Source organism: Pseudomonas sp. UBA1879 (assembly GCF_002338065.1).
Classification (GTDB): domain Bacteria; phylum Pseudomonadota; class Gammaproteobacteria; order Pseudomonadales; family Pseudomonadaceae; genus Aquipseudomonas.
The window spans coordinates 324,573-347,854 of record NZ_DDHJ01000001.1 but is presented as its reverse complement, the minus strand read 5'-3'; the positions used below and the strand labels follow the sequence as shown (position 1 = coordinate 347,854).

Annotated in this window: 22 protein-coding genes and 1 pseudogene; 13 read left to right on the top strand and 10 right to left on the bottom strand. The window is 60.0% G+C overall.

What is annotated here, in order from left to right; genetic code table 11:
- Positions 1-60 precede the first annotated feature (60 nt).
- Positions 61-1,104, top strand: a pseudogene (locus B3N48_RS01580) (hypothetical protein); the annotation flags it as partial.
- Positions 1,105-1,461: 357 nt separating this feature from the next.
- Here B3N48_RS01580 and B3N48_RS01575 read toward each other — a convergent pair.
- The gene (locus B3N48_RS01575; protein WP_296178772.1) at positions 1,462-1,761 is read right to left on the bottom strand and encodes a DUF2288 domain-containing protein; all 300 of its coding nucleotides are present in this window, start codon (positions 1,759-1,761) and stop codon (positions 1,462-1,464) included.
- Positions 1,762-2,089: 328 nt separating this feature from the next.
- On the opposite strand from B3N48_RS01575, the gene B3N48_RS01570 reads away from it, so the two are divergent.
- The 5 genes from B3N48_RS01570 (at position 2,090) to B3N48_RS01550 (ending at position 7,091) form a co-directional block, all read left to right on the top strand.
- Complete coding sequence (locus B3N48_RS01570; RefSeq protein ID WP_296178771.1) at positions 2,090-3,217, top strand: branched-chain amino acid ABC transporter substrate-binding protein; 1,128 nt, start codon at positions 2,090-2,092, stop codon at positions 3,215-3,217.
- A gap of 216 nt (positions 3,218-3,433) precedes the next feature.
- Positions 3,434-4,363: a high-affinity branched-chain amino acid ABC transporter permease LivH gene (gene livH, locus B3N48_RS01565; protein ID WP_296178770.1), complete on the top strand. Its 930-nt coding sequence runs from the start codon at positions 3,434-3,436 to the stop codon at positions 4,361-4,363.
- The gene (locus B3N48_RS01560) at positions 4,360-5,622 is read left to right on the top strand and encodes a high-affinity branched-chain amino acid ABC transporter permease LivM (protein ID WP_296178769.1); all 1,263 of its coding nucleotides are present in this window, start codon (positions 4,360-4,362) and stop codon (positions 5,620-5,622) included. The genes livH and B3N48_RS01560 overlap by 4 nt, the downstream gene beginning before the upstream one ends.
- On the top strand, positions 5,622-6,389 hold the full coding sequence (gene livG, locus B3N48_RS01555) for a high-affinity branched-chain amino acid ABC transporter ATP-binding protein LivG (RefSeq protein ID WP_093461088.1): 768 nt from the start codon (positions 5,622-5,624) through the stop codon (positions 6,387-6,389). Before B3N48_RS01560 ends, livG begins: the two co-directional genes overlap by 1 nt.
- On the top strand, positions 6,390-7,091 hold the full coding sequence (locus tag B3N48_RS01550) for an ABC transporter ATP-binding protein (protein ID WP_296178768.1): 702 nt from the start codon (positions 6,390-6,392) through the stop codon (positions 7,089-7,091).
- A 247-nt stretch (positions 7,092-7,338) separates the two neighbouring features.
- Here B3N48_RS01550 and B3N48_RS01545 read toward each other — a convergent pair whose 3' ends face one another.
- Positions 7,339-8,247, bottom strand: coding sequence for a LysR family transcriptional regulator (locus B3N48_RS01545; protein WP_296178767.1), 909 nt, complete (start codon positions 8,245-8,247; stop codon positions 7,339-7,341).
- Between the two features lie 104 nt (positions 8,248-8,351).
- Between B3N48_RS01545 and B3N48_RS01540 the strand changes: the two genes are divergently transcribed.
- The 4 genes from B3N48_RS01540 to nhaA all read left to right on the top strand — a co-directional run bounded on the left by B3N48_RS01540 (position 8,352) and on the right by nhaA (position 12,986).
- Positions 8,352-8,951 (top strand): short chain dehydrogenase, encoded by a 600-nt coding sequence (locus B3N48_RS01540; RefSeq protein ID WP_296178766.1) that lies wholly within the window; start codon positions 8,352-8,354, stop codon positions 8,949-8,951.
- A 62-nt stretch (positions 8,952-9,013) separates the two neighbouring features.
- A complete protein-coding gene (locus B3N48_RS01535) occupies positions 9,014-9,694 on the top strand; it encodes a COG3650 family protein (protein ID WP_296178765.1) in 681 nt (226 codons plus the stop codon).
- A 187-nt stretch (positions 9,695-9,881) separates the two neighbouring features.
- Complete coding sequence (locus B3N48_RS01530) at positions 9,882-11,495, top strand: NAD(P)/FAD-dependent oxidoreductase (RefSeq protein WP_296178764.1); 1,614 nt, start codon at positions 9,882-9,884, stop codon at positions 11,493-11,495.
- A gap of 297 nt (positions 11,496-11,792) precedes the next feature.
- Positions 11,793-12,986, top strand: a complete 1,194-nt coding sequence (nhaA, locus tag B3N48_RS01525; RefSeq protein WP_296178763.1) for a Na+/H+ antiporter NhaA — start codon at positions 11,793-11,795, stop codon at positions 12,984-12,986.
- A gap of 283 nt (positions 12,987-13,269) precedes the next feature.
- Here the strand turns inward: nhaA and B3N48_RS01520 are convergent, their stop codons facing one another.
- The 5 genes from B3N48_RS01520 to dinG all read right to left on the bottom strand — a co-directional run bounded on the left by B3N48_RS01520 (position 13,270) and on the right by dinG (position 19,290).
- Complete coding sequence (locus B3N48_RS01520) at positions 13,270-13,734, bottom strand: glycine zipper 2TM domain-containing protein (RefSeq protein WP_166593428.1); 465 nt, start codon at positions 13,732-13,734, stop codon at positions 13,270-13,272.
- 179 nt (positions 13,735-13,913) lie between these two features.
- Positions 13,914-14,561, bottom strand: coding sequence for a pyridoxamine 5'-phosphate oxidase (pdxH, locus tag B3N48_RS01515; protein WP_296178762.1), 648 nt, complete (start codon positions 14,559-14,561; stop codon positions 13,914-13,916).
- Positions 14,562-14,609: 48 nt separating this feature from the next.
- Positions 14,610-15,710, bottom strand: a complete 1,101-nt coding sequence (locus B3N48_RS01510) for an OmpA family protein (protein ID WP_296178761.1) — start codon at positions 15,708-15,710, stop codon at positions 14,610-14,612.
- A gap of 152 nt (positions 15,711-15,862) precedes the next feature.
- A complete protein-coding gene (locus B3N48_RS01505; RefSeq protein ID WP_296178760.1) occupies positions 15,863-17,011 on the bottom strand; it encodes a serine hydrolase domain-containing protein in 1,149 nt (382 codons plus the stop codon).
- A gap of 134 nt (positions 17,012-17,145) precedes the next feature.
- Positions 17,146-19,290 (bottom strand): ATP-dependent DNA helicase DinG, encoded by a 2,145-nt coding sequence (gene dinG / locus B3N48_RS01500; protein ID WP_296178759.1) that lies wholly within the window; start codon positions 19,288-19,290, stop codon positions 17,146-17,148.
- Positions 19,291-19,414: 124 nt separating this feature from the next.
- Here dinG and B3N48_RS01495 point away from each other — a divergent pair, with 124 nt between their 5' ends.
- Complete coding sequence (locus B3N48_RS01495) at positions 19,415-19,879, top strand: CopD family protein (RefSeq protein ID WP_296178758.1); 465 nt, start codon at positions 19,415-19,417, stop codon at positions 19,877-19,879.
- A 163-nt stretch (positions 19,880-20,042) separates the two neighbouring features.
- On the opposite strand, the gene B3N48_RS01490 is transcribed toward B3N48_RS01495, so the two are convergent.
- The 3 genes from B3N48_RS01490 to B3N48_RS01480 form a co-directional block, all read right to left on the bottom strand.
- On the bottom strand, positions 20,043-20,816 hold the full coding sequence (locus tag B3N48_RS01490; protein WP_296178757.1) for a collagen-like protein: 774 nt from the start codon (positions 20,814-20,816) through the stop codon (positions 20,043-20,045).
- Positions 20,809-21,084 carry a DUF1145 domain-containing protein gene (locus B3N48_RS01485; protein ID WP_296178756.1) on the bottom strand — a complete coding sequence of 92 codons (276 nt, stop codon included), beginning with the start codon at positions 21,082-21,084 and terminating at the stop codon, positions 20,809-20,811. The genes B3N48_RS01490 and B3N48_RS01485 overlap by 8 nt, the downstream gene beginning before the upstream one ends.
- 181 nt (positions 21,085-21,265) lie before the next feature.
- Positions 21,266-21,967, bottom strand: coding sequence for an OmpA family protein (locus B3N48_RS01480; protein ID WP_296178755.1), 702 nt, complete (start codon positions 21,965-21,967; stop codon positions 21,266-21,268).
- 243 nt (positions 21,968-22,210) lie between these two features.
- Between B3N48_RS01480 and B3N48_RS01475 the strand changes: the two genes are divergently transcribed.
- Together B3N48_RS01475 and B3N48_RS01470 are read left to right on the top strand one after the other, a co-directional pair.
- A complete protein-coding gene (locus B3N48_RS01475; protein ID WP_296178754.1) occupies positions 22,211-22,708 on the top strand; it encodes a DUF6231 family protein in 498 nt (165 codons plus the stop codon).
- Between the two features lie 10 nt (positions 22,709-22,718).
- Positions 22,719-23,192 carry a YchJ family protein gene (locus tag B3N48_RS01470; protein ID WP_296178753.1) on the top strand — a complete coding sequence of 158 codons (474 nt, stop codon included), beginning with the start codon at positions 22,719-22,721 and terminating at the stop codon, positions 23,190-23,192.
- Positions 23,193-23,282: the final 90 nt, after the last annotated feature.

The window sequence follows — 23,282 nt, the reverse complement described above, 5'->3', positions numbered from 1 at the left end:
GAAGCAATCCTCATGCAGGGCGTTTCACGGTCAAGAAGCTCGCCGCGGCGCCGATCAGCAAGGGACATCGACGTCAACGCCATGGAGCGTCACGCCAACCAATACATCTCACAGCAGATCTTCAACATTCTGACGGCGCAGGCGGTCACGACTGACTACGACCAGAACTATTTCCGTCGTGCCGGCATCGACATCGGCGAGACCATCCGGCTCGACGCTAACGATCTGTTCATGAGTCTGGCGGGGCCCGTGGCGATTGCCTACGCCGAATCGGTGGTGCCAGAGACGCCGCTGCCGGGTTCGGACAAGCTCAAACTGTTCGAAAAAGAGCCGCCCCGTCTGGACATCGACGACCTGTTCTTCCGCTGCATCGACCTGCCGCATTTCAACAAAATGACCCAGGCCATCGAGGGCATCAGCCTGCTGCCGATCGAGTCCCGCCGTTATCGAGCGGCACTGGAGCAATACAAGGCGTCGGGCTACGACGCGGCGGCGCTGCACGACCTGCACTTCTTCAAAAATTGCTCGTCGGTGGTGTCGATCGTCTCGCTGCCCAAGGATTACAAGCTGTCGTACATGGACCTGAACCGGCTGAAGACACACCTCAACAGCCTCTTCCCTAACACCACGCTCAAGCGTTATGCGCTCGTGATCGGCGCCTCGGCCAACCTGTCGCTGACCACATTGATCGCCAAGAGTCAGTGCCTGTCGGACGACTTCCTGACGCTGATCGTGGCGTTCATCAAACGCTGCTTCGCACGCCAGCCGTATCGCTTCGATGACACGCTGGACAATTGGATTCTGGATTTCATCATGAGCGACGAATTCGACGAGGCACGCATTGACGACCTGCTCAACGAGTACGAAAACCCGGCAAAAATCCTCGACACCAACTGGTACGCGATCAAGCCGATGTACGAGAAGAAATACCGGGAGTTGATTGACGACACATCGCGCTTCGTTTCGATCTACGACATCCGCATCTCCCGGGAGAGCGTGAAGAAAGCGGTGAAATACCTGCTGGAGATTTACCGTCACCGGATCGGCAAGACGCGGGTGATCTCGTTGAATCAGCATACGGGGAAGACGGGGTATTTGGAGTGATCGGGTAGAGGTTGGGTTGGGTTGGGTTGAGATTGCTACCTCGATGCCCGGTCGGGCCTATCGCGAGCAAGCTCGCTCCTACATCTGCTCAAACGCGCCATGGCCTGATGGACTAGGTCTTTAGCCTTGGTGTTCGCCGCACAATTTCGGGACTTGCTCAAAAAGCCGGCAACTCGGTCCATCAGGATGCGGCACGTTGCAAAAGATGTGGGAGCCGCCTTGGTGGGGAATAGGCCTGAAAGGCATCAGAGTAACCCTCTCGAGCCAACCCATAACCTGCTACCTCACCACACTTAAAGTTACCGCCCTACCCACTTTGCCATCAGTCATCGCACCAAAAAAGGGCGTACGACGCTATCACGCCCTTTCCTGGACCAGCACCCAGGGCGCTACCACGACCGCCCACAACGCCGGATCGCGGGTGAAGAGGTCCAAAGCCGTTGATTCAGAGAGCTTGCTGACTTCCCCGCTTTCCAGCCAGGCAGCCACTTTTACGTCAGCATTTTCGGCAAATGCCTCGGCCACCGCGATCAAATCCTGAGAACGCTCGACCCACAACAGGGCACCCTTGGCAAAGAACGGTTCAAGTTCTTTCCAAGTGATAGAAGCCGTTTCGCCAAGCAATTTGGCATAGAGGGTGCTAGGTTCTTGCGTCATGGGTTTCACCGTTTGGAAAATCGGCGCAAATGATACCGCTGCGTTCTCCATGGACAAACCCGGATACAAGTAATTGATTGCAGGGAATTTCCTTCAAGCCGATGAAGAAGGTGATCCGTTGCGGACGGGTTCGGTTTGATTGTGTATCTTTCTTTCGATTAAGCGACATCAACAGGTTCTGCACCCCGCAGCCAGCTTTTCAAGCGCTCGACCGGCGCTCTAAACTGTTCCGGTACAGTTGCAGGGGCATGGCCTGGATACATTAATCCGGTCCTGCAGCTTTGGCCGTCAGGATTATAAAAACTACAAACGCAAGAGTGGAGCATTCATGACTAAGGGTATTAATCAGATTTCCAAGCTGTTTGCCGCACTGGTTCTGGCGGGGGTCGCCAGCCATTCGTTCGCAGCTGACACCATCAAGATCGGCATCGCTGGCCCGAAAACCGGCGCGGTTGCCCAGTACGGCGACATGCAGTTCAGCGGTGCCAAGATGGCCATCGAGCAAATCAACGCCAAAGGCGGTGTGGATGGCAAGAAGCTCGAAGCCGTGGAATACGACGACGCCTGTGACCCTAAACAAGCGGTCGCAGTCGCCAACAAAGTGGTCAACGATGGCGTGAAATTCGTGGTCGGCCACCTGTGCTCCAGCTCCACTCAGCCAGCGTCCGACATCTACGAAGACGAAGGCGTGATCATGATCACCCCAGCCGCCACCAGCCCGGAAATCACCGCGCGTGGCTACAAGCTGGTCTTCCGCACCATCGGTCTGGACAGCGCCCAAGGCCCGGCAGCCGGCGAATACATCGCCAAGCAAGTCAAGCCGAAGATCGTCGCTGTGATCCACGACAAACAGCAGTACGGTGAAGGCATCGCCACTGCCGTCAAACAAACTCTGGAAAAAGACGGCGTCAAAGTCGCCCTGTTCGAAGGCATCAACGCCGGCGACAAGGACTTCTCGTCGCTGATCGCCAAAATGAAGCAAGCCAACGTCGACTTCGTTTACTACGGCGGCTACCACCCAGAGCTGGGTCTGATTCTGCGTCAGGCTCAGGAAAAAGGCCTGAAGGCTGGCTTCATGGGTCCGGAAGGCGTGGGCAACGCCTCGATCTCGCAGATCGCTCAGGACGCTTCCGAAGGCCTGCTGGTCACCCTGCCGAAATCTTTCGACCAGGACCCTGCCAACAAAGAACTGGTCGCTGCGTTCCAGGCGAAGAAAGAAGACCCGAGCGGTCCTTTCGTGTTCCCGGCTTACGCCGCAGTTGAAGTCATCGCCGACGCCATCAAGACCGCCAAATCAGAAGACACCGCCAAAGTGGCTGCCGCCATCCACGCCGGTTCCTTCAAGACCCCTACCGGCGATCTGTCTTTTGACGCCAAGGGTGACTTGAAAGACTTCAAATTCGTCGTTTACACCTGGCACAAAGATGGCACCAAGACTGAAGCCCCTGTGAAGTAATCACAACCTTCATGCTTACCCGGAGCCCACTGCAACCGCAGTGGGCTTTGTTTTAGCTGGGACGCGGAATTTCACAAGAATTCCGATGCCCTGAACATCTTGAAACCGCACCAGTGAATCACTGGGCTCGTGCCCAACGCGGACGTAGATCACGACGCGCGAGCGGGAAAAAGACTCAACCAGTGAAACACCGCCAAGGTTTTTAGGAGCGCGGCAATGCCCGAGATAGACATCTATCATTTTTTCCAACAGCTGGTTAATGGCATGACCATTGGCAGCACTTATGCCTTGATCGCCATCGGCTACACAATGGTCTACGGCATCATCGGCATGATCAACTTCGCCCACGGCGAGGTGTACATGATCGGTTCGTACGTGGCGTTCATCGCCCTGGCGGGCCTGACGATGCTGGGTCTGGACAACCTGCCTCTGCTAATCACCGCAGCCTTCGTCGCCAGTATCGTGGTGACCAGCGCCTACGGTTACGCCATCGAACGGGTCGCCTACCGTCCGTTGCGCGGCAGCAATCGTCTCATCCCTCTGATTTCCGCGATCGGTATGTCGATTTTCCTGCAGAACACGGTGCTGTTGTCGCAGGACTCCAAAGACAAATCGATCCCCAATCTGATTCCCGGCAACTTCGTGTTCGGCAGCGCCAGCACCCATGAAGTCGTGATCTCGTATATGCAGATCCTGATCTTCATCGTGACTGTCCTGGCCATGCTCGGCCTGACCTGGTTCATCTCCCGCTCCCGTCTGGGCCGCGCCTGCCGCGCCTGTGCCGAAGACATCAAGATGGCCAACCTGCTGGGGATCAACACCAACAACATCATTGCTTTGACTTTCGTCATCGGCGCCGCGCTGGCCGCGGTCGCAGCCGTATTGCTGAGCATGCAGTACGGCGTGATCAACCCCAACGCCGGTTTCCTGGTGGGCATCAAGGCCTTCACCGCAGCGGTGCTCGGCGGTATCGGCAGTATCCCGGGCGCCATGCTCGGCGGTCTGGTGCTGGGTGTGGCTGAAGCGTTCGGCGCCGACATTTTCGGCGATCAGTACAAGGACGTTGTGGCCTTCGGCCTGCTTGTCTTGGTGTTGTTGTTCCGGCCAACCGGCCTGCTCGGCCGTCCGGAGGTTGAAAAAGTATGACCAGGAATCTCAAATCGGCCCTGTTCAGCGCTGTATTGGTGCTGCTTGTCGCCTACCCGATCCTCGGGCTCAAACTCGACATCGTCGGCGTCAATCTTGCCGTCGTCGGTGCCAGCACCACCACCGTGCTGGTGATCTTCGCCGCTGCCCTGCTGATGTTCCTGCGCGTGCTGTTCAACGAGCAGATCAGCGCCATGTGGCGTTCGCGCCCACAGCATCAATTGGTGTCGGACAAGGCCAGCAACTTCATGACCCTGCCGTCGACCCAACGCTGGTTCCTCGGCGCCATCGTGATCGCGGCGCTGGTGTGGCCGTTCTTCGGCTCGCGCGGTGCAGTGGACATCGCGACCCTGATCCTGATCTACGTGATGCTGGGCCTCGGTCTGAACATCGTGGTCGGTCTGGCGGGTCTGCTGGACCTGGGTTACGTCGGCTTCTACGCCGTTGGCGCCTACACCTATGCCCTGCTGCAGCACTACTTCGGGCTGGGTTTCTGGGTCTGCCTGCCGCTGGCAGGTCTGGCTTCGGCGACGTTCGGCTTCCTGCTGGGCTTCCCGGTGCTGCGCTTGCGCGGCGACTATCTGGCCATCGTGACGCTGGGTTTCGGCGAAATCATTCGCTTGTTCCTGCGCAACCTGACCGACATCACCGGCGGCCCGAACGGCATCAGCAACATCGAAAAACCGTCGCTGTTCGGCCTGAGTTTCGAGCGCAAGGCTGCGGAAGGCATGCGCACGTTCCACGAGTTCTTCGGCCTGGAATACAACTCCATCAACAAGGTGATCTTCCTCTACCTGATCGCCCTGCTGCTGGCGCTGTTGGCGCTGTTCGTCATCAACCGCCTGCTGCGCATGCCGATCGGTCGTGCGTGGGAAGCGCTGCGCGAAGACGAAATCGCCTGCCGTGCGTTGGGCCTGAATCCGACCGTGATCAAGCTTTCTGCGTTTACGTTGGGTGCTGCGTTCGCCGGTTTCGCCGGCAGCTTCTTCGCCGCGCGCCAGGGCCTGATCACCCCGGAATCGTTCACCTTCCTGGAATCAGCAATCATCCTCGCCATCGTGGTGCTGGGCGGTATGGGTTCGCAACTGGGCGTGATTCTCGCGGCAGTCGTGATGATCCTGCTGCCTGAACTGCTCCGCGAATTCAGCGAGTACCGCATGCTGGGCTTCGGCGCCTTGATGGTGCTGATGATGATCTGGCGTCCTCAGGGCTTCCTGCCAATGCAGCGTCCCGTCATGAAACTCAAGGGGGAACGCTGATGAGCCGCCCACTTCTGCAAGCTTCGGGCTTGAGCATGCGCTTTGGCGGCCTGTTGGCGGTCAATGGCGTGGGTCTGACCGTTCAAGAGAAACAGGTCGTGTCGATGATCGGCCCGAACGGCGCCGGCAAGACCACCGTGTTCAACTGCCTGACCGGCTTCTACAAGCCAACGGCGGGCACCATCCTGCTCGACGGCGAGCCGATTCAGGGCCTGGCCGGTCACGAGATCGCCCGCAAAGGCGTGGTGCGCACCTTCCAGAACGTGCGCCTGTTCAAGGAAATGACGGCCGTTGAGAACCTGCTGGTGGCCCAGCATCGTCACCTCAACACCAATTTCCTGTCTGGCCTGTTCAAGACCCCGGCGTACCGCAAGAGCGAGCGCGAAGCCATGGAATACGCCGAGCACTGGCTCGAAGCCGTTGACCTGAAGGCCTTCGCCAATCGCCCTGCCGGGACGCTGGCCTACGGTCAGCAACGCCGCCTGGAAATCGCCCGCTGCATGATGACCCGACCGCGCATTCTGATGCTAGACGAACCCGCGGCCGGCCTGAACCCCAAGGAAACCGAAGACCTGAAAGCGCTGATTGGTGTGCTGCGCAACGAACACAACGCGACGGTGTTGCTGATCGAGCACGACATGAAGCTGGTCATGAGCATTTCCGACCATATCGTGGTGATCAACCAAGGCACGCCGCTGGCCGACGGCACGCCCGAGCAGATCCGTGACAATCCTGAAGTGATCAAAGCCTACCTGGGGGAAGCGTAAATGCTGCAGTTCGACAACGTTTCCACCTTCTACGGCAAGATTCAGGCGCTGCACGGCGTCAGCATCGATGTGCAACAAGGCGAGATTGTCACCTTGATCGGCGCCAACGGTGCGGGCAAATCCACGTTGCTGATGACCCTGTGCGGTTCGCCGCGAGCCCACAGCGGCAGCATTCGCTACATGGGCGAAGAGCTGGTCGGTCTGGAGTCTTCGGTGATCATGCGCAAGAGCATCGCGGTGGTGCCGGAAGGCCGTCGTGTGTTTGCCCGCCTGACCGTCGAAGAGAATCTGGCCATGGGCGGGTTCTTCACCGACAAAGGCGATTATCAGGAGCAGATGGACAAGGTCCTGGAACTGTTCCCGCGCCTGAAAGAACGCTTCAACCAGCGCGGCGGCACCATGTCCGGCGGCGAACAGCAAATGCTCGCCATCGGCCGTGCGTTGATGAGCAAGCCGAAAATGCTGCTGCTCGACGAGCCGTCGCTGGGTCTGGCGCCGATCATCATTCAGCAGATTTTCGAGATCGTCGAACAACTGCGGCGTGAAGGCGTGACGGTGTTCCTGGTGGAGCAGAACGCCAACCAGGCCCTGAAAATCGCCGACCGCGCCTACGTGCTGGAGAACGGTCGCGTGGTGATGCAGGGCTCGGGCGCTGAATTGCTGGTCGATCCGAAAGTGCGGGACGCGTATCTGGGCGGGTGACAGAGCGCGTTTGCTTCAAAAAGTGTTGGGTCAGTCATAGAGGTATCGACTGACCCACCGCTTTCGCTGCCGTCGTACCTCCGGCGTCTCCCACGAGATTCAGGGCGTTACTCAGAACGGTGATCGACACGGCATAGTCGGCAAGTATCACAAGCCTTCGATCCAATACATCACCTGTAGGGGACACCGGAGGTACGACGGCGGCGAAGCGGTTCGCCTGACACGCCTCTGCTCTAACCCCATCACTTCACAGCTTCTCCAACGCCGCCGTACTTCGCTCGAACCATTCCGTCAGATACTCCGCCATCACTTGAATCCGCCGGGGCAAGTGCCCTTCGAACGGGTGCACCAGGAACAGCGACGACACCGGCGTCTGATAATCGCGCAACAACCATTCCAGCCGCCCGTCCCGCAGTTCGTCGTGAACCATGTACGACGGCAACCGGGCAATCCCGGCTCCCACCAGCGCAGCCCGTTTCAACAGCCCATAGTGGTTACTAGCAAAGGTCCCGCGCACATTCACCCGGTTCAACTCGTGATTCTGGTGATAAACCCACGCTTCACGACCGGCGTAGTGGCTGTTCAACAGGCAGCGATGCACGCGCAGGGCGTCAGGGGATTGGGGCGTGCCGTGCTGTTCGAGGTAGGCCGGGCTGGCGCAGGTCAGTTCTTGCAGCGACAACAGCGGCTTGGCCACCAGCCGCTCGTCGATGCCGACACTGGAGCGAATCCCCAGATCGAAGCCGTCGCGGCGCATGTCGCGGAAGTGATTATTGAGGTCCAGTTCGACCTGCACATCGGGGTACTTCGCACCGAACTCGGTCAGCAGCCCTTCGAAAAACGTCTCGCCCAACGACACCGGCACCGTCAGCCGCACCGTGCCCACCAGGCTCTCACTGAGGTAGGCCATGGCATCGCGCACCCGATCCCGTTGCGCCAACAGGGCTCGGGCTTCTGGCAACAAGATTGCCCCCGCCGAGGTCAGCGTCAGGCTGCGGGTGGTGCGATGCAGCAGCGTCACGCCGAAACTCTTCTCCAACTTGCTGATGCGCTTGGAGAGCTGGCTGGTGCTGGTGTCCAGCCATTGCGCCGCCAAGGTGAAGCTGTTGGCTTCGACCAGCAGGGCAAACGCCGCCAGATCGTCCATTTCGCTCATGATTGTTTCCTTTCTGACAAATCGAGATTGCCATTCAGCCCATTTATCGGTGGGAAAAGGCAACTCACACTGGGCGCCTGATCCATTAACGGAAGGACTGCACTGTGAAAATTCTACTGATTGGCGCTGGCGGAACCATTGGCACGGCGATTGAGAAGGAATTGGCGCCACGCCACGAGATCGTTCGCATCGGCCGAAACAGCGGTGACGAGCACGTCGATATTAGTGACAGCGCATCGATCCGCAAACTGTTCGAACGGACAGGTCCTTTCGACGCGTTGATCTGCGCCGCCGGCAACGTGACCTTCGCGCCATTGGCCGAGATGACCGAAGACTCGTTCGCTTTGGGCCTGCGGGACAAGCTCATGGGCCAGGTCAACTTGCTGCTGATCGGACGTGAATTCGCCAACGACGGCGCCTCGTTCACCTTCACCACCGGCATCACCAGCCACGATCCGATCCGCACCGGCGCCTCGGCCAGCCTGGTCAACGGCGCCATCGACGCATTCGTCTGCGCCGCCGCCATCGAGATGCCAAGGGGTATGCGGGTCAATTCGGTGAGCCCGAACGTACTGGTCGAGGCCATGGGCGCCTACGCGCCGTACTTCCGGGGTTTCAAGCCGGTGTCCGGTGCTGATGTCGCACTGGCCTACGCGAAAAGCGTTGAGGGCCTGCAGACCGGCCAGACCTATCACGTCGGCTGATCGCCTCTTGTGATGCGCGAGCAGCCTGAGTAACGTGGCGGCACTTGTCTGGAGACCGCCCCATGTTCGCTGCTCGTTCCGTTCTGATGTTCGCCCTCCTGCCGGTGTTTGCAGGCTGTCAGTTACTGCCCTCGCACACCGCGCAAACCTCGGTTTCCACCGCTGGCATGATCCGCATGCAGGGCACGCTCAGCGGCGACAACGGCAAGCTGTTCTTCGAGCCCTGCAATGAACAGCGTCGCTATGCGGTCACGGACAAAGGCAATACCGGCGTGTTGCAGGAGGCCGCTTCGGTGGTGGACAAGAGCGGCAAAGCCTTCGCCGATGTGCGCGGCAACTTCGTGGCGAGCCGTGCGCAAGGCAGCGACGGTCAGGCCGACGTCTACCAGCTGTATCGCATTGAGCGCCCGAACGGCGCCTGCGAAGACCCCAACTTCAAACGCCTGACCATTCATGCCAGCGGCAACGGCCCGAAATGGAGCCTCAATGCCAGTGGCAAGGGGCTGGTGCTCGAACGCGATGGCATGGAGCCATTCGCCGTGCCGTACCTGGAAGAGCAATTGCCCGAGGGCCGCTTCAATCTGGTCACTGACGCCAACGATCAGCACGTGGAGCTGTACGTCGCGCCCAAGCGCTGCGTCGATCCCGCCAACGGTTCGGTGCAGCACCTGACGGCCGAATTGCGGGTCAATGGCCAAGTGCGTCGTGGGTGTGCGTATTTCGGCGCCCTGCGCAACGACTGACGCCCCATAAATCTCCAACCCTGTAGGAGTGAGCTTGCTCGCGATCGCGATGCATCAGGCAGCGGTCATGCAGGTGAAACACCGCAATCGCGAGCAAGCTCACTCCTACAAAGGACAATGTGTTTTATAATCGCCGGTTCTTGTAGCGCTGCCGGGCCGATCCTGCGGCCCGAAACCGGATCTTTCAATGTTACGAATCACCGAACTTAAACTGCCGCTGGACCACGCGGATGAAGACCTGCGCGCCGCGCTCGTACAACGCCTGGGCATCGACAGTGCCGAGCTGCTGAATTTCACCCTGTTCAAACGCAGTTACGACGCGCGCAAGAAGTCCAGCGAATTGCAATTCATCTACACCATCGATTTCGAGGTGCGCGACGAGGCCGCGCTGCTCAAGCGCCTGAGCCACGACAGCCGGCTCACCCCGGCGCCCGACGTCAGCTACACGTTAGTTGGCCACGCCCCGGCCGATCTGGCGGAACGGCCGCTGGTGGTCGGTTTTGGCCCGTGCGGCATTTTCGCCGGGCTGCTGCTGGCGCAAATGGGTTTCAAGCCCATCATCCTCGAGCGCGGCAAAGAAGTCCGTCAGCGCACCAAGGACACTTGGGGCCTGTGGCGCAAGAACGTACTCAATCCCGAATCCAATGTGCAGTTTGGCGAGGGCGGCGCGGGGACGTTCTCTGACGGCAAACTCTATAGCCAGATCAAAGACCCGAAATTCCATGGCCGCAAAGTGCTGCACGAGTTCGTGAAAGCGGGCGCGCCGGAAGAAATCCTCTACGTCAGCAAGCCGCACATCGGCACCTTCCGGCTGACCGGCGTCGTGGAAAACATGCGCCAGCAGATCATCGCACTGGGCGGCGAAGTGCGTTTCGAACAGAAGGTGACCGACCTGCTGATCGACAACGGCCAATTGCAGGGCGTCGTCTTGAATGACGGCGAGCGCATCGACTCGAAACACGTGATTCTGGCGCTGGGTCACAGTGCCCGTGACACCTTCCGCATGCTTCACGGGCGTGGCGTTTACATGGAAGCCAAGCCGTTTTCGGTGGGCTTCCGCATCGAACACCCCCAAGGCTTGATCGATCGCGCGCGACTCGGCAAATACGCGGGTCACCCCAAGCTCGGCGCTGCCGACTACAAATTGGTGCATCACGCGAAAAACGGCCGTTCGGTTTACAGCTTCTGCATGTGCCCGGGCGGCACCGTGGTGGCCGCGACGTCTGAGCCGAACCGCGTCGTCACCAACGGCATGAGCCAATATTCGCGTAACGAGCGCAATGCCAACTCGGGCATCGTCGTCGGCATCACTCCGGACGAAGATTACCCGGGGAGCCCGTTGGCCGGCATCGAACTGCAGGAGCGGCTGGAATCCCACGCCTACCTCATGGGTGGCGAAAACTATGAAGCCCCGGCGCAATTGGTCGGCGATTTCATCGCTGGCAAGGCGTCGACTCAGTTGGGCGAAGTGGAGCCTTCCTACAAGCCTGGCATAAAACTTACCGACCTGGCGGACGCCCTGCCCGCCTTCGCCATTGAAGCCATCCGTGAGGCTCTGCCCGCGTTCGACAAGCAAATCAGAGGCTTCTCGCAGCATGACGCCGTGTTGACCGGCATCGAAACCCGCACCTCGTCGCCGCTGCGCATTACCCGTGGCGCGGACATGCAAAGCCTTAACGTGAAAGGCCTGTTTCCAGCGGGCGAAGGCGCGGGCTATGCCGGGGGGATCTTGTCGGCCGGGGTCGACGGGATTCGTATTGCCGAAGCGTTGGCCAGGAGCGTGTTGGGCATTGTTGAGTAACTCCTCAACTGCACCTGTGTAGGGAGCGCGCTTGCCCGCGATTGCGTTTTGTCAGTCGTGTGCAGAGCAATCGGCAGAAGGCATTCGCGCGCAATCGCGCTCCTACAACAGATTCTGCAAAGTCCTACAGCCCCCGCTGCACAAGCCCTGCAGCATCCTGTAACGAAATTTACAGGACTGTTGTATACAGGTTTCAGATCGATTTTTAATAACAAAATCGAATATATATTTTGTTTTCAGCGATAAGAACACAGGGTACGGTGTCGCTCCTTTTTGCGCATGTCCATGGAGATGACCTTGCCCGTACGCAACACATTCAAGCGTTTTTTCCAACTGGAAGCGGCTGGCGGTCTGTTACTGATCGCCGCGGCCGCCTTCGCCCTGATCATCAATAACTCGCCGCTGTCGTGGCTCTACAATAGCTTTTTAGAGGTGCCTGTCGTCGCCCAGATTGGCGCTGTGAAGATCGCCAAACCCCTGCTGCTCTGGATCAACGACGGCTTGATGGCGTTGTTCTTTTTGCTGATCGGCCTGGAAGTCAAACGCGAAGTGATTCAGGGGCATCTGTCCCGACCTTCCCAAATCGTCCTGCCCGGTGCGGCGGCGTTGGGCGGCATGATCGTGCCAGCGCTGTTGTTCTGGACGCTGAATAAAGACAACCCCGAGGCCTTGAGTGGCTGGGCCATCCCCATGGCTACAGATATCGCCTTCGCGCTCGGTGTACTGGCCCTGCTCGGCAAGCGCGTTCCGGTGTCGCTCAAGTTGTTCCTGATGACCCTCGCGATCATTGACGATTTGGGAGCAATCATCGTCATCGCACTGTTCTACTCCGGCGAGCTGTCTACGCTATCGCTGACACTGGCCGCCGCCTCCATCGCATCGCTGATCGCCATGAACCGGCTGGGCGTGACGAAACTCGCGGCGTATTTGCTGGTAGGTCTTGTGCTATGGGTCTGCGTACTCAAAAGCGGTGTGCATGCGACGCTGGCTGGGGTGGTTCTGGCGTTCTGCATTCCCTTGAGGACCCCAAAAGACGTGGCTTCTCCCCTGCAACAGCTGGAGCATTCGCTGCATCCCTGGGTTGCCTACGGCATCCTGCCGCTATTCGCATTCGCCAATGCCGGGGTGTCGCTGAGCGGTGTGACGCTCGACAGCTTCACCCATCACGTACCGCTGGGTATCGCAACGGGTCTGCTGTTGGGCAAGACGCTGGGCGTGTTTGGCCTGACGTGGCTGGCGATCAAGACAGGCATGGCGGCGCTGCCCACCGGGGCGAACTGGGGTCAGGTACTGGGCGTCGCAATTCTGTGCGGAATCGGTTTCACCATGAGCCTGTTCGTGGGCTCGCTGGCCTTCGTGCCGGGGCAAAGCGAGTACGCAGGGATGGACCGCATGGGCATTTTGACAGGCTCCATCTTGGCCGCTGTCATCGGCTACGGCGTGACCGCCCTGGCCAGCCGCAAAGCCGCGGGTGAACACGTCACGGTATGAACGAAAACGCCCCGACAATGCGGGGCGTAAAGAGTGAGCGGCGTGCCTGAATTTCAGACTTGGCGCTGAATCTGTAGGAGCTGCCAGGGGCACGGCGGCCGCGATGGCGGGGTGGCAAACGATGCATAGCATCTGAACCACCGCTTCGCTGCCGTCGTCCCTCCGGCTGCTCCTGCAAGATCTAAGGCGGCTGAAAACAGTGTTCAAAGCCGAACCAGCGAGGGCGGCGCGTTCATTTTGTAAACGGGTATTACATCAACCCGTTTGAGGGCTTCCAGCCCTCTCAGTGAGCGACTCGACTGGTGCCGTTGACGGTCATGATGCGAACACGCTCACCGACCCGGAAAATCTCGTTTTCCTGAACCTGCTGAACGTAGGCGCGCATGGTGCCATCGTCTTCACGCACGGTGATTTCAACGCCCTGGGCGCGGGTCAGGCCTTCTTCCGTCATCGAGCCAAGCAAACCACCCGCCACCGCACCGATCACCGCTGTGACGATGCTGCCACGACCGCCGCCAATGGCGCTGCCGCCCACACCACCCACAATTGCACCGGCGCCAGCGCCGATTGGTGTCTTCGTACCTTCGATCTTCACAGGCCGCAGCGATTCAACAGTGCCCAAGCGCACGGTCTGAACTTGGCGAGCTTCATCGCGCGAATACGAGTCGCCGGTCAGGCTCGAAGTACAGCCGCCCAGCGTCAGCGCCATGGCGGTGAACGAAGCAACCAACAGAACAGACTTACGCATAACATTTGCCTCCAGAGGAACAGGTAGCCATTAGACCCTCCGCTACCAAGCGGTGTCACTGATCTGTACCGATAATTTACGTTTATTCAGGCGCTATACAGATTGCCGCCCACGCCTATGAGTATGGACGATAGGCCACGGGATAGATTCAAAGAGTTGTGGCGTGGGCCGCTGTGGTGTCAGGGTGCAAGGCGCTCGCGGGACCACTGCCCTTCGACCAGACGGTAATTCAGCCGGTCATGCAAACGGCTCGGCCGGCCCTGCCAAAATTCAATGCGATCCGGCACCAGACGGTAGCCGCCCCAATGATCCGGGCATTCCGGTTGCGTGTCGCTGAAGCGTGCCTGGGTAGCCTCGAGCAAGCCTTCCAGCTCCTCACGATCGGCAATGACCTGGCTCTGTGGCGATGCCCAGGCGCCTAGTCGGCTGCCTAATGGACGAACCTGAAAATACGCATCGGATTCTTCGTGGCTCACTTTGACGACGTGACCCTCGACACGTACCTGACGCTCAAGGGTGGGCCAGAAGAAGGTCATTGCTGCGAACGACCGAGCTTCCAGCTGTTGCCCTTTGGCACTTTGGTAGTTGGTGAAGAAGGTAAAGCCTTGTGGGTCAAGGCCCTTGAGTAGCAGGACTCGGCAGTGTGGGCGGCCGTCTGCATCGACAGTCGCCAGCGTCATGGCGTTGGCCTCGACCGGCGCCTGCTCCGTCTTCACCGCCTCGTCGAACCACTGATGGAACAAGGCGAAGGGTTCAGCCGGTGCCTGCGATTCGGTCAGTCCCTCGCGTGCATAGTTACGACGCATATCAGCCAGACGCTGGCTCATCACTGCCTTCCTTAATCGGTATCCGGGAACGGGACACCGATATTACCCTCAGTTGGCGTTCGCTTGGGCGTCCGTTGCAGGTTTCTTGGCGGCGGCTTTTGCCGGTGCAGTCTTGGCCTTGGCGGGGGCGGCCTTTTTCGCAGGGGCCTTTTTCGCCGCGGGCGCTTTTGCCGCCGGTGCTTTCGCAGCAGCCGTCTTCTTGGCAGGCGCAGACGATTTAGCCGGGGCGGCAGCTGCTGGCGCCGGAGCGACGGCAGGCTTGTTGGCTTGCTGCACGGCAACGAGCGTCGGCGATGGTGGCAGATTGTACTTGGCCATCAGCGCAACCATGGTGTCCTGCGGCGTCATGATGATTTCGACACGGCGGTTCAGCGCACGGCCTGCAGCGCTGTCATCGGCCGCACGTGGCATCACGGCGCCCATGCCGCGCAGGTTCAGACGATTACGCTCAAGACCGCTGAGGCGGAAGATCGCGGCCACCGACTGCGCGCGTTGCTGGCTGATTTTCAGATTCGCGTCGCTGGCAACGTCGCTGTGACCCAACACCAGAATCGCGGTTTTCTGATCGCCTTCGACGACCTTGGCCATGCGAGTAATCGGGCCGAGGTTGATCGGCAACAGCATTTCCGGACGGTCCGGGTTGAAGGTGCTGTCCACAGGCGCTGTCACAACCAGAACGTCTTCACGGCGCTCGAACTGGAACTTGCTGTCCTTGATCGCTTCGCGAACCTTGGGCTCGTATTGGTCAAGCCAGGCTTGGGTGACTTTAGGGTCAACCTTGGGGATGGCAGGCGCCGCGTCTTTCTTCGCTTCGCTATTGCCAAACGGCCACCACCATTTATTGCCACCGTCGGCCTTGGCGACATCGGGCTTGGCGGCCGGTTGGGTCGCGGCCAGGGCTGGCTGCTTGTCGGTTTTGCCGTGATCCGAACCAAACGGCCAGTACCAATGGGTACCGCTTTCAGCTTCGGTCTTGGCCACTTCGGCGGCGGCCGGGCTTGGCGCTGGCTTCGCAGGCGCAGCGTCAGTGCCTTTGTTGGAGCCGAACGACCACCAGTGATCGTTGCTGGCTGAGGAATCCTGAGGTGTTTGCGCGCAGCCGGTCACGGCGAGGCACAGTGCGAAGGCGAGACTTTTATTGGCAGACATGGGTGACTCACACAAATAATTGATCAGAAAAATGAACGAAGCAGCGCCCATATAACACGCATAAACGCCGTTTTGGAAAAGGAAACCGCTCTACGGTTCCGATATGGACGGTTTACCTGACAGCCGGTAGAACAAGCACTTAGCGACGATAGTTATTGCAAACACTCACCAAGCGCCCGAGCCAGACCTTGCGCACGCGGATCCATCAGCACGTAAGGACCCAATGTGTTAGTGACGAAGCCAAACGCCACTTCGCGCTCCGGATCGGCAAAGCCTACCGAGCCGCCTGCCCCCGGATGGCCGAAGGATTTACCGCCCAAGCCGAATGTGGCGTTGGGCACCCCAGGCTGGTCGAGCATGCAGCCCAGCCCAAAGCGCGTTTGAGTAAGCAGGGTCTTGTCCTGGCCGATGCTGTGTTCACGCGTCAGCTCGTTGATCACGTCCGCTTCCAGCAGGCTGCCATCGAGCAGCGCGCTGTAGAAACCCGCCAGACTGCGCGCGTTGCCATGGCCGTTGGCAGCCGGTTGCTGCATGCGCCGCCACTCGGGTTTGTTGGTGCTGGTCATGATGGATGGCGGGTTGGTGAACGCGCGGGCCGTCATCGACGTAGGTTCGCGCATCGTCGTTTGAACCAGCCGCTGGGCCGCTTCGTCCCCAACGTTGCCCTTGCCACGAGCAATGTGTGCGACACGGTGAAATTCCTCATCGGCCAGCCCGACATGGAAATCCAGCCCCAACGGCCGGGCGATGCGCGCCGCAATGGCCTCTCCTGGCTTGCGCCCGTCGGCACGGCGAATCACTTCGCCAATCAGCCAGCCGTAGGTCATCGCTGCATAGCCGTGGCCTTGACCGGGCGTCCACCAGGGCTCTTCGGCCGCCAGTGCGTCGGTCATGGCCTGCCAGTCATACAGCGCCTCAGCGGGGAGCATGTGTCGGATGGCCGCAAGCCCCGCCTGATGGCAGAGCAACTGGCGCAAGGTGATCGACTGTTTACCCGCGGCGGCAAACTCAGGCCACAGTCGCGAGACCGGTTCGTCCAGGTTCAGCTTGCCCTCGCCGACCATTTGCAGGGCCGTCACCGCGGTGAAGGTTTTAGTGCAGGAAAACAGATTGGCGATGGTGTCGGTGTGCCAGGCTTCAGCGCCGTCCTTGTCCGAAGTGCCTGCCCACAGGTCCAGGACGGTCTCGCCGCCGATCTGCACGCACAGCGCTGCACCCCGCTCCTGAGGATCGTTGAACAGCGCCGCGAATGCGTCGCGCACGGCTTCGAATTGAAGCTCGAAATGACCTTGAATCTGCACGGTTTGGCGCTCCGGTTCAGCTGTACAAAATGGCGTGCATTGTTCCAGCGATTGCCGGATTTGGAAACAGTGCCGCGCTGTCAGACACACAGCGCGCGGTGTAGGCGCCGAGGTGTCTGCCGCCTTCGACGCCCTTAGGAAATTTCCCGGCGAAACGGCGGCAGCGCGTTGAGGATGGCCTTGCCGTAGCGCTGGGTCACCACACGGCGGTCCAGCAGCGTAATGATGCCGCGGTCCTTTTCCGTGCGCAGCAGACGCCCGCAAGCCTGAATCAGACGCAACGAAGCATCGGGCACGGCGATTTCCATGAACGGATTGCCGCCGCGCGCCTCGATCCACTCGGCCAGCGCCGCTTCGACGGGATCATCAGGCACTGCGAAAGGGATCTTGGCGATCACCACGTGTTCGCAATAATCGCCCGGCAGGTCGACACCCTCGGCAAAACTCGCGAGGCCGAACAGCACGCTCTCATCGCCGCCATCGACACGCGCTTTGTGCTTGTTGAGGGTTTCCTGCTTGGACAGGTTGCCCTGGATGAACACCCGTTTGCGCCAGTCGCGCTCCAGGCCGTCGAAGACTTCCTGCATCTGTTTACGCGAGGAGAACAGCACCAGCGTGCCCTTGGAGCCTTCGACCAGATCCGGCAAGTCGCGAATGATGGCAGCGGTGTGCTCGGCGGCGTTGCGCGGATCGGCCTTGAGGTCCGGTACTCGCAACACACCCGCCTCGGCGTGGTGAAACGGGCTTGGCACTACGGCAGTGACCGCGTCCTTGGGCAGACCGGCGCGCATGCGGTAGCGATCGAACTTGCCCAGGGCGGTCAGGGTCGCAGAGGTGACCAGCGCGCCGTAGGCCACGTTCCACAGGTTACGACGGAGCATTTCGGCCGCCAGGATCGGGCTGGCATTCACTTCAATGTCGAACAAAGAGCCACTGTCGGCCAAGGTCAGCCAGCGGGCCATGGGCGGGCTGTTTTCGGGGTCTTCGGCAGTGAACGCGGTCCACAGCTCCCAGTTGCCATGAGCCCGTGCCAACAGGCTGCCGAACAGCGGGTACCACTCCTCCGCCTGATGGCTGGCGATGCCGATGTTGACCTCGCCGTCCATGCCTTCCTTGAGCAGTTCGGTGAGACGCGTGAACAGGTCGTCGAGGCGAGCGAAACCTTTCTTCAACTCGATGCCCATCTCGCGCATGTGTTCGGGCACGACGCCGCCGACGAAACGATGGCGAGGGCGTTCCCGTCCCTCCATGTCTTCGCCAGCCTTGAAATCGGCCAGCTGCTCGCAAGCAGTGAACATGAATTGCTGATGGGTCTTGATCTCGCGGGCCAGCTCCGGCACTTGCTCGATCAACTTGCCCAGATCGCCCGGCAACGGGTGCTGGGCCAGCAGTTTAGTGAGGTTCTTGGCGGTCTGTTCGAGCCAGTCAGCGGTGGAACGCAGGCGACTGAAATGGGCGAAGTGACCGATCGCCTTGTCCGGCAAGTGGTGGCCTTCGTCGAAGACGTACAGGGTGTCACGAGGATCGGGCAGAACGGCTCCGCCGCCCAATGCCAGGTCGGCCAGCACCATGTCGTGGTTGGTCACGATGACGTCGACTTTTCCCATGCCTTCGCGAGCTTTATAGAAGGCGCACTGCTGAAAATTCGGACAATGCCGGTTAGTGCACTGGCTGTGATCGGTGGTCAGTCGCGCCCAGTCCTGATCAGCCAGCTCTTGCGGCCAGCTGTCGCGGTCACCGTCCCACTTATTGCCTGCCAGCTTTTCGATCATGGTGGTGAACAGCTTCTGGCTGGCCTCATCGACCTCGATCTTGAAACCTTCCTCTTCGAACAGCTGCGCCGTGGCGCTTTGCGCGTTGCCCTCTTGTAGCAGCATGTCGAGCTTGGACAAGCACATGTAGCGACCGCGCCCTTTGGCCAGGGAAAAAGTGAAACTCAGGCCGCTATTGCGCATCAGGTCGGGCAGGTCCTTGTGGACGATCTGCTCTTGCAGCGCCACAGTCGCCGTTGCGATGACCAACCGTTTGCCCGCCGCTTTGGCGGTAGGTATCGCGGCAATCGCGTACGCCACCGTCTTGCCCGTACCCGTTCCGGCCTCCACCGCGACCACCGCAGGATCGCCCGAGCGGCGCCCCTCTTCGTCGGTGTCGATGTCCCCGAGCACCTTGGCCACCTCGGCGATCATCAAACGCTGGCCGTAGCGAGGTTTGAGACTTTTGGCTTCGAGGAAACGCGAATAGGCGCCCTGAATCTGGGATTTGAGTTCGGTACTGATCATGGGCTGGGTCGTTGGCTCGGCATCGCAGGGTGACAGGTGAAAAAACCGCTGGATAAATTATCAGTGGTTGCAGCGGGCGGCTATCATACCGCGCTAAATCCTTCTGCGCAGATCGGAGTTGTCGATGTCGCCTGTAGCCCTTGTCTACGTATTGCACGTATTTTCTGCCGTCTTGTGGGTCGGCGGGATGTTTTTCGCCTGGATGATTTTGCGACCTGCGGTCATCGCCGCGCTGGAAGGCCCGGCTCGCCTGAAGCTATGGGTGCACGTCTTCCCGCGCTTCTTTGTCTGGGTGTGGTGCGCAGTGATCATGCTGCCGGTCACTGGAATCGGCATGATCAACGTCAACTTCAGCGGCTTTCAGACCGCCCCGCGCTATGTGCAGATCATGATCGGGCTGTACGTCGTGATGGTGGCGCTGTTCCTGCGCATCTCGACGCTGAACCTGCCGCAGCTGCGTAAAGCCGTCGCTGCGGAGCAATGGGCCGATGGCGCAGCTGCGCTGGGTGGGATTCGGCGATTGGTGGGGATCAACCTGATCGTGGGAACCGCAGTGATCGCGATCGCGGCGGCGCGGCCTGGCTTCTAAAGGTGGCTGAAACACCTGTAGGAGTGAGTTTGCTCACGGAGGCGATGTACCAACCACGATAGGTATTGCGGTTGCAGTGGCCCATTGATGAGCACGCTCAGTCCCACAGGCGGCATCATAGACACCGCTAGCGAAGCCGAGCGGCTATAGAAGGATCGTGGCGTTACAACTTGCGCACGCTGACAGACCCCGCAGGCCCCGTCGCACCTGTCTGACCTTTTTCACCGTTCTTGCCGGACTTGGCGCCATCGGCGCGGTAAATCACGCAGCCTTTGGAGGCGCCGCCCTTGCCGCCGCGACCGCCTTCACCGCCGGCCCCACCCGCTCCGCCTTGCACGTTGACCTTCACGCGCTCATCCGGAAATGCTTGAGGCAGCTCGAGACGCACCAGGGCACCGGGGGCGCCTTCACGCCCATTGCCGCCGTTGTCTCCGTCGAACCCACGGCTTGCCGAGCCCCATGTGCAACCAGGGTCCTGGCCATTGCCACCGTCCAGGCCAACGTAACCCGGTGAACCCGCTCCACCACGCGCGTCAATCGACAGCACGTCAGCGTTCAGTTGCTCAATGCGTACATTCAGATTGCGGCCTGGCAACGGAGGTTTCTCGAATGTGCCGGGCGCGCCCCGGGCGGTGATTTGCGCACCCGAGCCCAGATCACCTTGTTTGACCGACAACTTGAACGGCTCGGCGCTCGGGACGATGGCGATACGCGATTCGTGCCCCATCACCAGTTGCCCGACCTGCACCTCCACAAGCCCGGCCGGGATCAGCAAGGTTCCGTAATCGGCGACATCCAGACGGTCCAGGCGCAGCACGCTGGCGTTGCTCGGCAGGCGCATCAGCGAATGCGGCTCCACCGACAGGGCCTGGGCCATTACCAGGGAACTGCTCAGGGCCGACAGCAGGCCCGCCGTCATCAGTAACGCGTTACGCATGGTGAACCTCCGCCTGGCGGCGACCAAAAGATTGCAGGTGAAAAATACCGAAAATAAGGATTTGCAAACGGTCGGACCACGGATGCGACCGCCCCCGCAGGCTGCCGTTGAAGAGAAACAGTTCCATCACGTGCGTCAGCAGCAAGAGGCTGCCCGCCAGTTTGATCAACAGGCCGATGGGAACCGGCAGAATGGCCACCTGACCGACCAGCACCACCGCCCAGAACCCCAACGTCAAGACCTTACCCAACCCCCAAACCACCTTCATGACACGCCCCTGCTGTTTTTATAGTTCAGTGCCACAAAAAACTTTGCGCACAGTACGGCGACGGGAGCGACTATGCCAGAGGAAGACGTCAAATACCGCAGGTTTGATGCCCCGCCCCACACACCCTATAAAAAGGAAAACCCCGGCACAGGCCGGGGTTTTCCAGACAACACGCCATCAATCAACGATTGATTTTGATCTCTACACGGCGGTTCAACGCACGGCCTTCAGCCGTTTTGTTGTCCGCCACTGGGCGGCTCTCGCCGTCACCCTCAACCGACACGAACGTGCCGCGGGAAATACCCGAACCGACCAGATAATCCGTCACGGACTGCGCGCGTTTTTCCGACAGTTTCTGGTTATAAGCATCACTACCGACGCTGTCCGTATGACCGCTCACATGCAACTGCACGTTCGCCGCTTCGGTTTTCAGCTTGGTGGCCACGATGTCCAGCTGTTGCTTGTCGCCTGGGGTCAGCGTCGCTTTGTTGAACTCGAAGTGCACGTCGCGAATCGTGATCACTTCTTCTTTAGGCAATACGACCGGCGCCGCCACCGGTTCAGGCGCAGGGGTCACGATCGGGCAACCCGTCGCGTCCACCGGCGTACCTTTCGGCGTGTTCGGGCACTTGTCGACGCTGTTCAGCACGCCGTCGCCGTCATCATCGCCATCACCATGGGCATAGCAATAAGCGCCTGCCATCACGCCCACCGCCGCACCAAAGCCGGCCGCCACCGAGGCGGTCTGGAAGGCACCAATCGCGCCCCCTGCCAGCGCGCCACCGGCAGCACACAGAGGCCAGTCGGTCTTTTGCAAGCCGGCACAACCCGTCAATACACTGGTAACCAAAATCAGAGGTAACGCTGTCCGAATCATGCTCATACAGTTCTTCTCCTTTGGTATCGGCTAAAACCGACTGAAATGCAGTAAAGACGTCGCTGGGGCCATTTGCCACCCTGAAGCCGGGGGTTTATTGGTTTTCAGCGCACGATGCGGCTCGTTCTTTTACAAATAGCCTTTTGCCTTCACTCCGTACGCTTTGTCACGAACAGCCACAAAAAAGTTCAGGCACTAGGCCATAAAGATTCGGCGCGCTAACCTTGCGGGCTCAATCGAGGGATTCAGATGACCGACAGCTTCTCCACCCGCACGCCTCAGCAAGCGCTCGCGGCCTTGCTCGACCGATACGCGCCACGGCGTTTATTGCTCATTGGCGCGACGAATTTTCCGGCGCTGCAAGCGTTTCAGGATGCTCATCCGGACACCGAACTGACCCACGCTGCGCCCGGCCCGTTGCCAGGAGAAATTGCCAGCCAACGGTTTGATCTGGCCTTGGCGGTCGATTGCCTCGAACACCTGCCCAAACGCACGGGCCTGGAATTGCTCGGCGGTATTCGCAATCTCAACGCCAGCCGTATCGCCGTGCTGGCGGACTTGAAAGCCTGCGGTTGGCAGACCACTGATTTCTACTCGTTGGCGCTGCAGGCCAGCGAACGTTTTGCAAGGGACGAGCAGGTCCTGACACTGTTTACTTACGACCTGCGCGAATACAAACAGGTACCGGACTGGCTGAACGCGAAGTTCTGGGCCAACCCGGAGAATTTCGGCAAGTATTGGTGGTGAGGCCGGCATCATGAGCAGTGCGATTTGTCCTTGTGGCAGCGGCAATCTTCTGGACAGCTGTTGCGGTCGTTATCACGCCGGGTTACCCGCCCCTTGCGCCGAAGCTTTGATGCGCTCGCGTTACAGCGCTTACGTCTTGGGTCTGGTGGATTACCTGCTGGACACCACGTTACCGGTGCAGAAAAGCAGCCTGGATCGCGACTCGATTCATCAGTGGAGCGCGCAAAGCACCTGGTTGGGGCTTGAAGTGGAAAGCGTCGAGCTGCTGGGCGGTACACCCGAGCATGCGTTCGTCACCTTCGTGGCCCGCTGGCACGACACAGCGGGCGAACATCGCCACCGGGAACGCTCAGCATTCGTGCAGAACAATGGCCGGTGGTATTTCATCGATCCGACCGTGCAGCTCAAGGCCGGCCGCAATGATGCCTGCCCGTGCGGCAGTGGGCAGAAGTTCAAGAAGTGTTGTTCGGCTTACATGGCCTGAATCAGACCGAGCATCCCCGATTTCTATATAGAGCGCGCTTGCCCGCGGTGGCGCTGAATCACGCGTTACTGGGTAGGCAGTCGAGCAGCA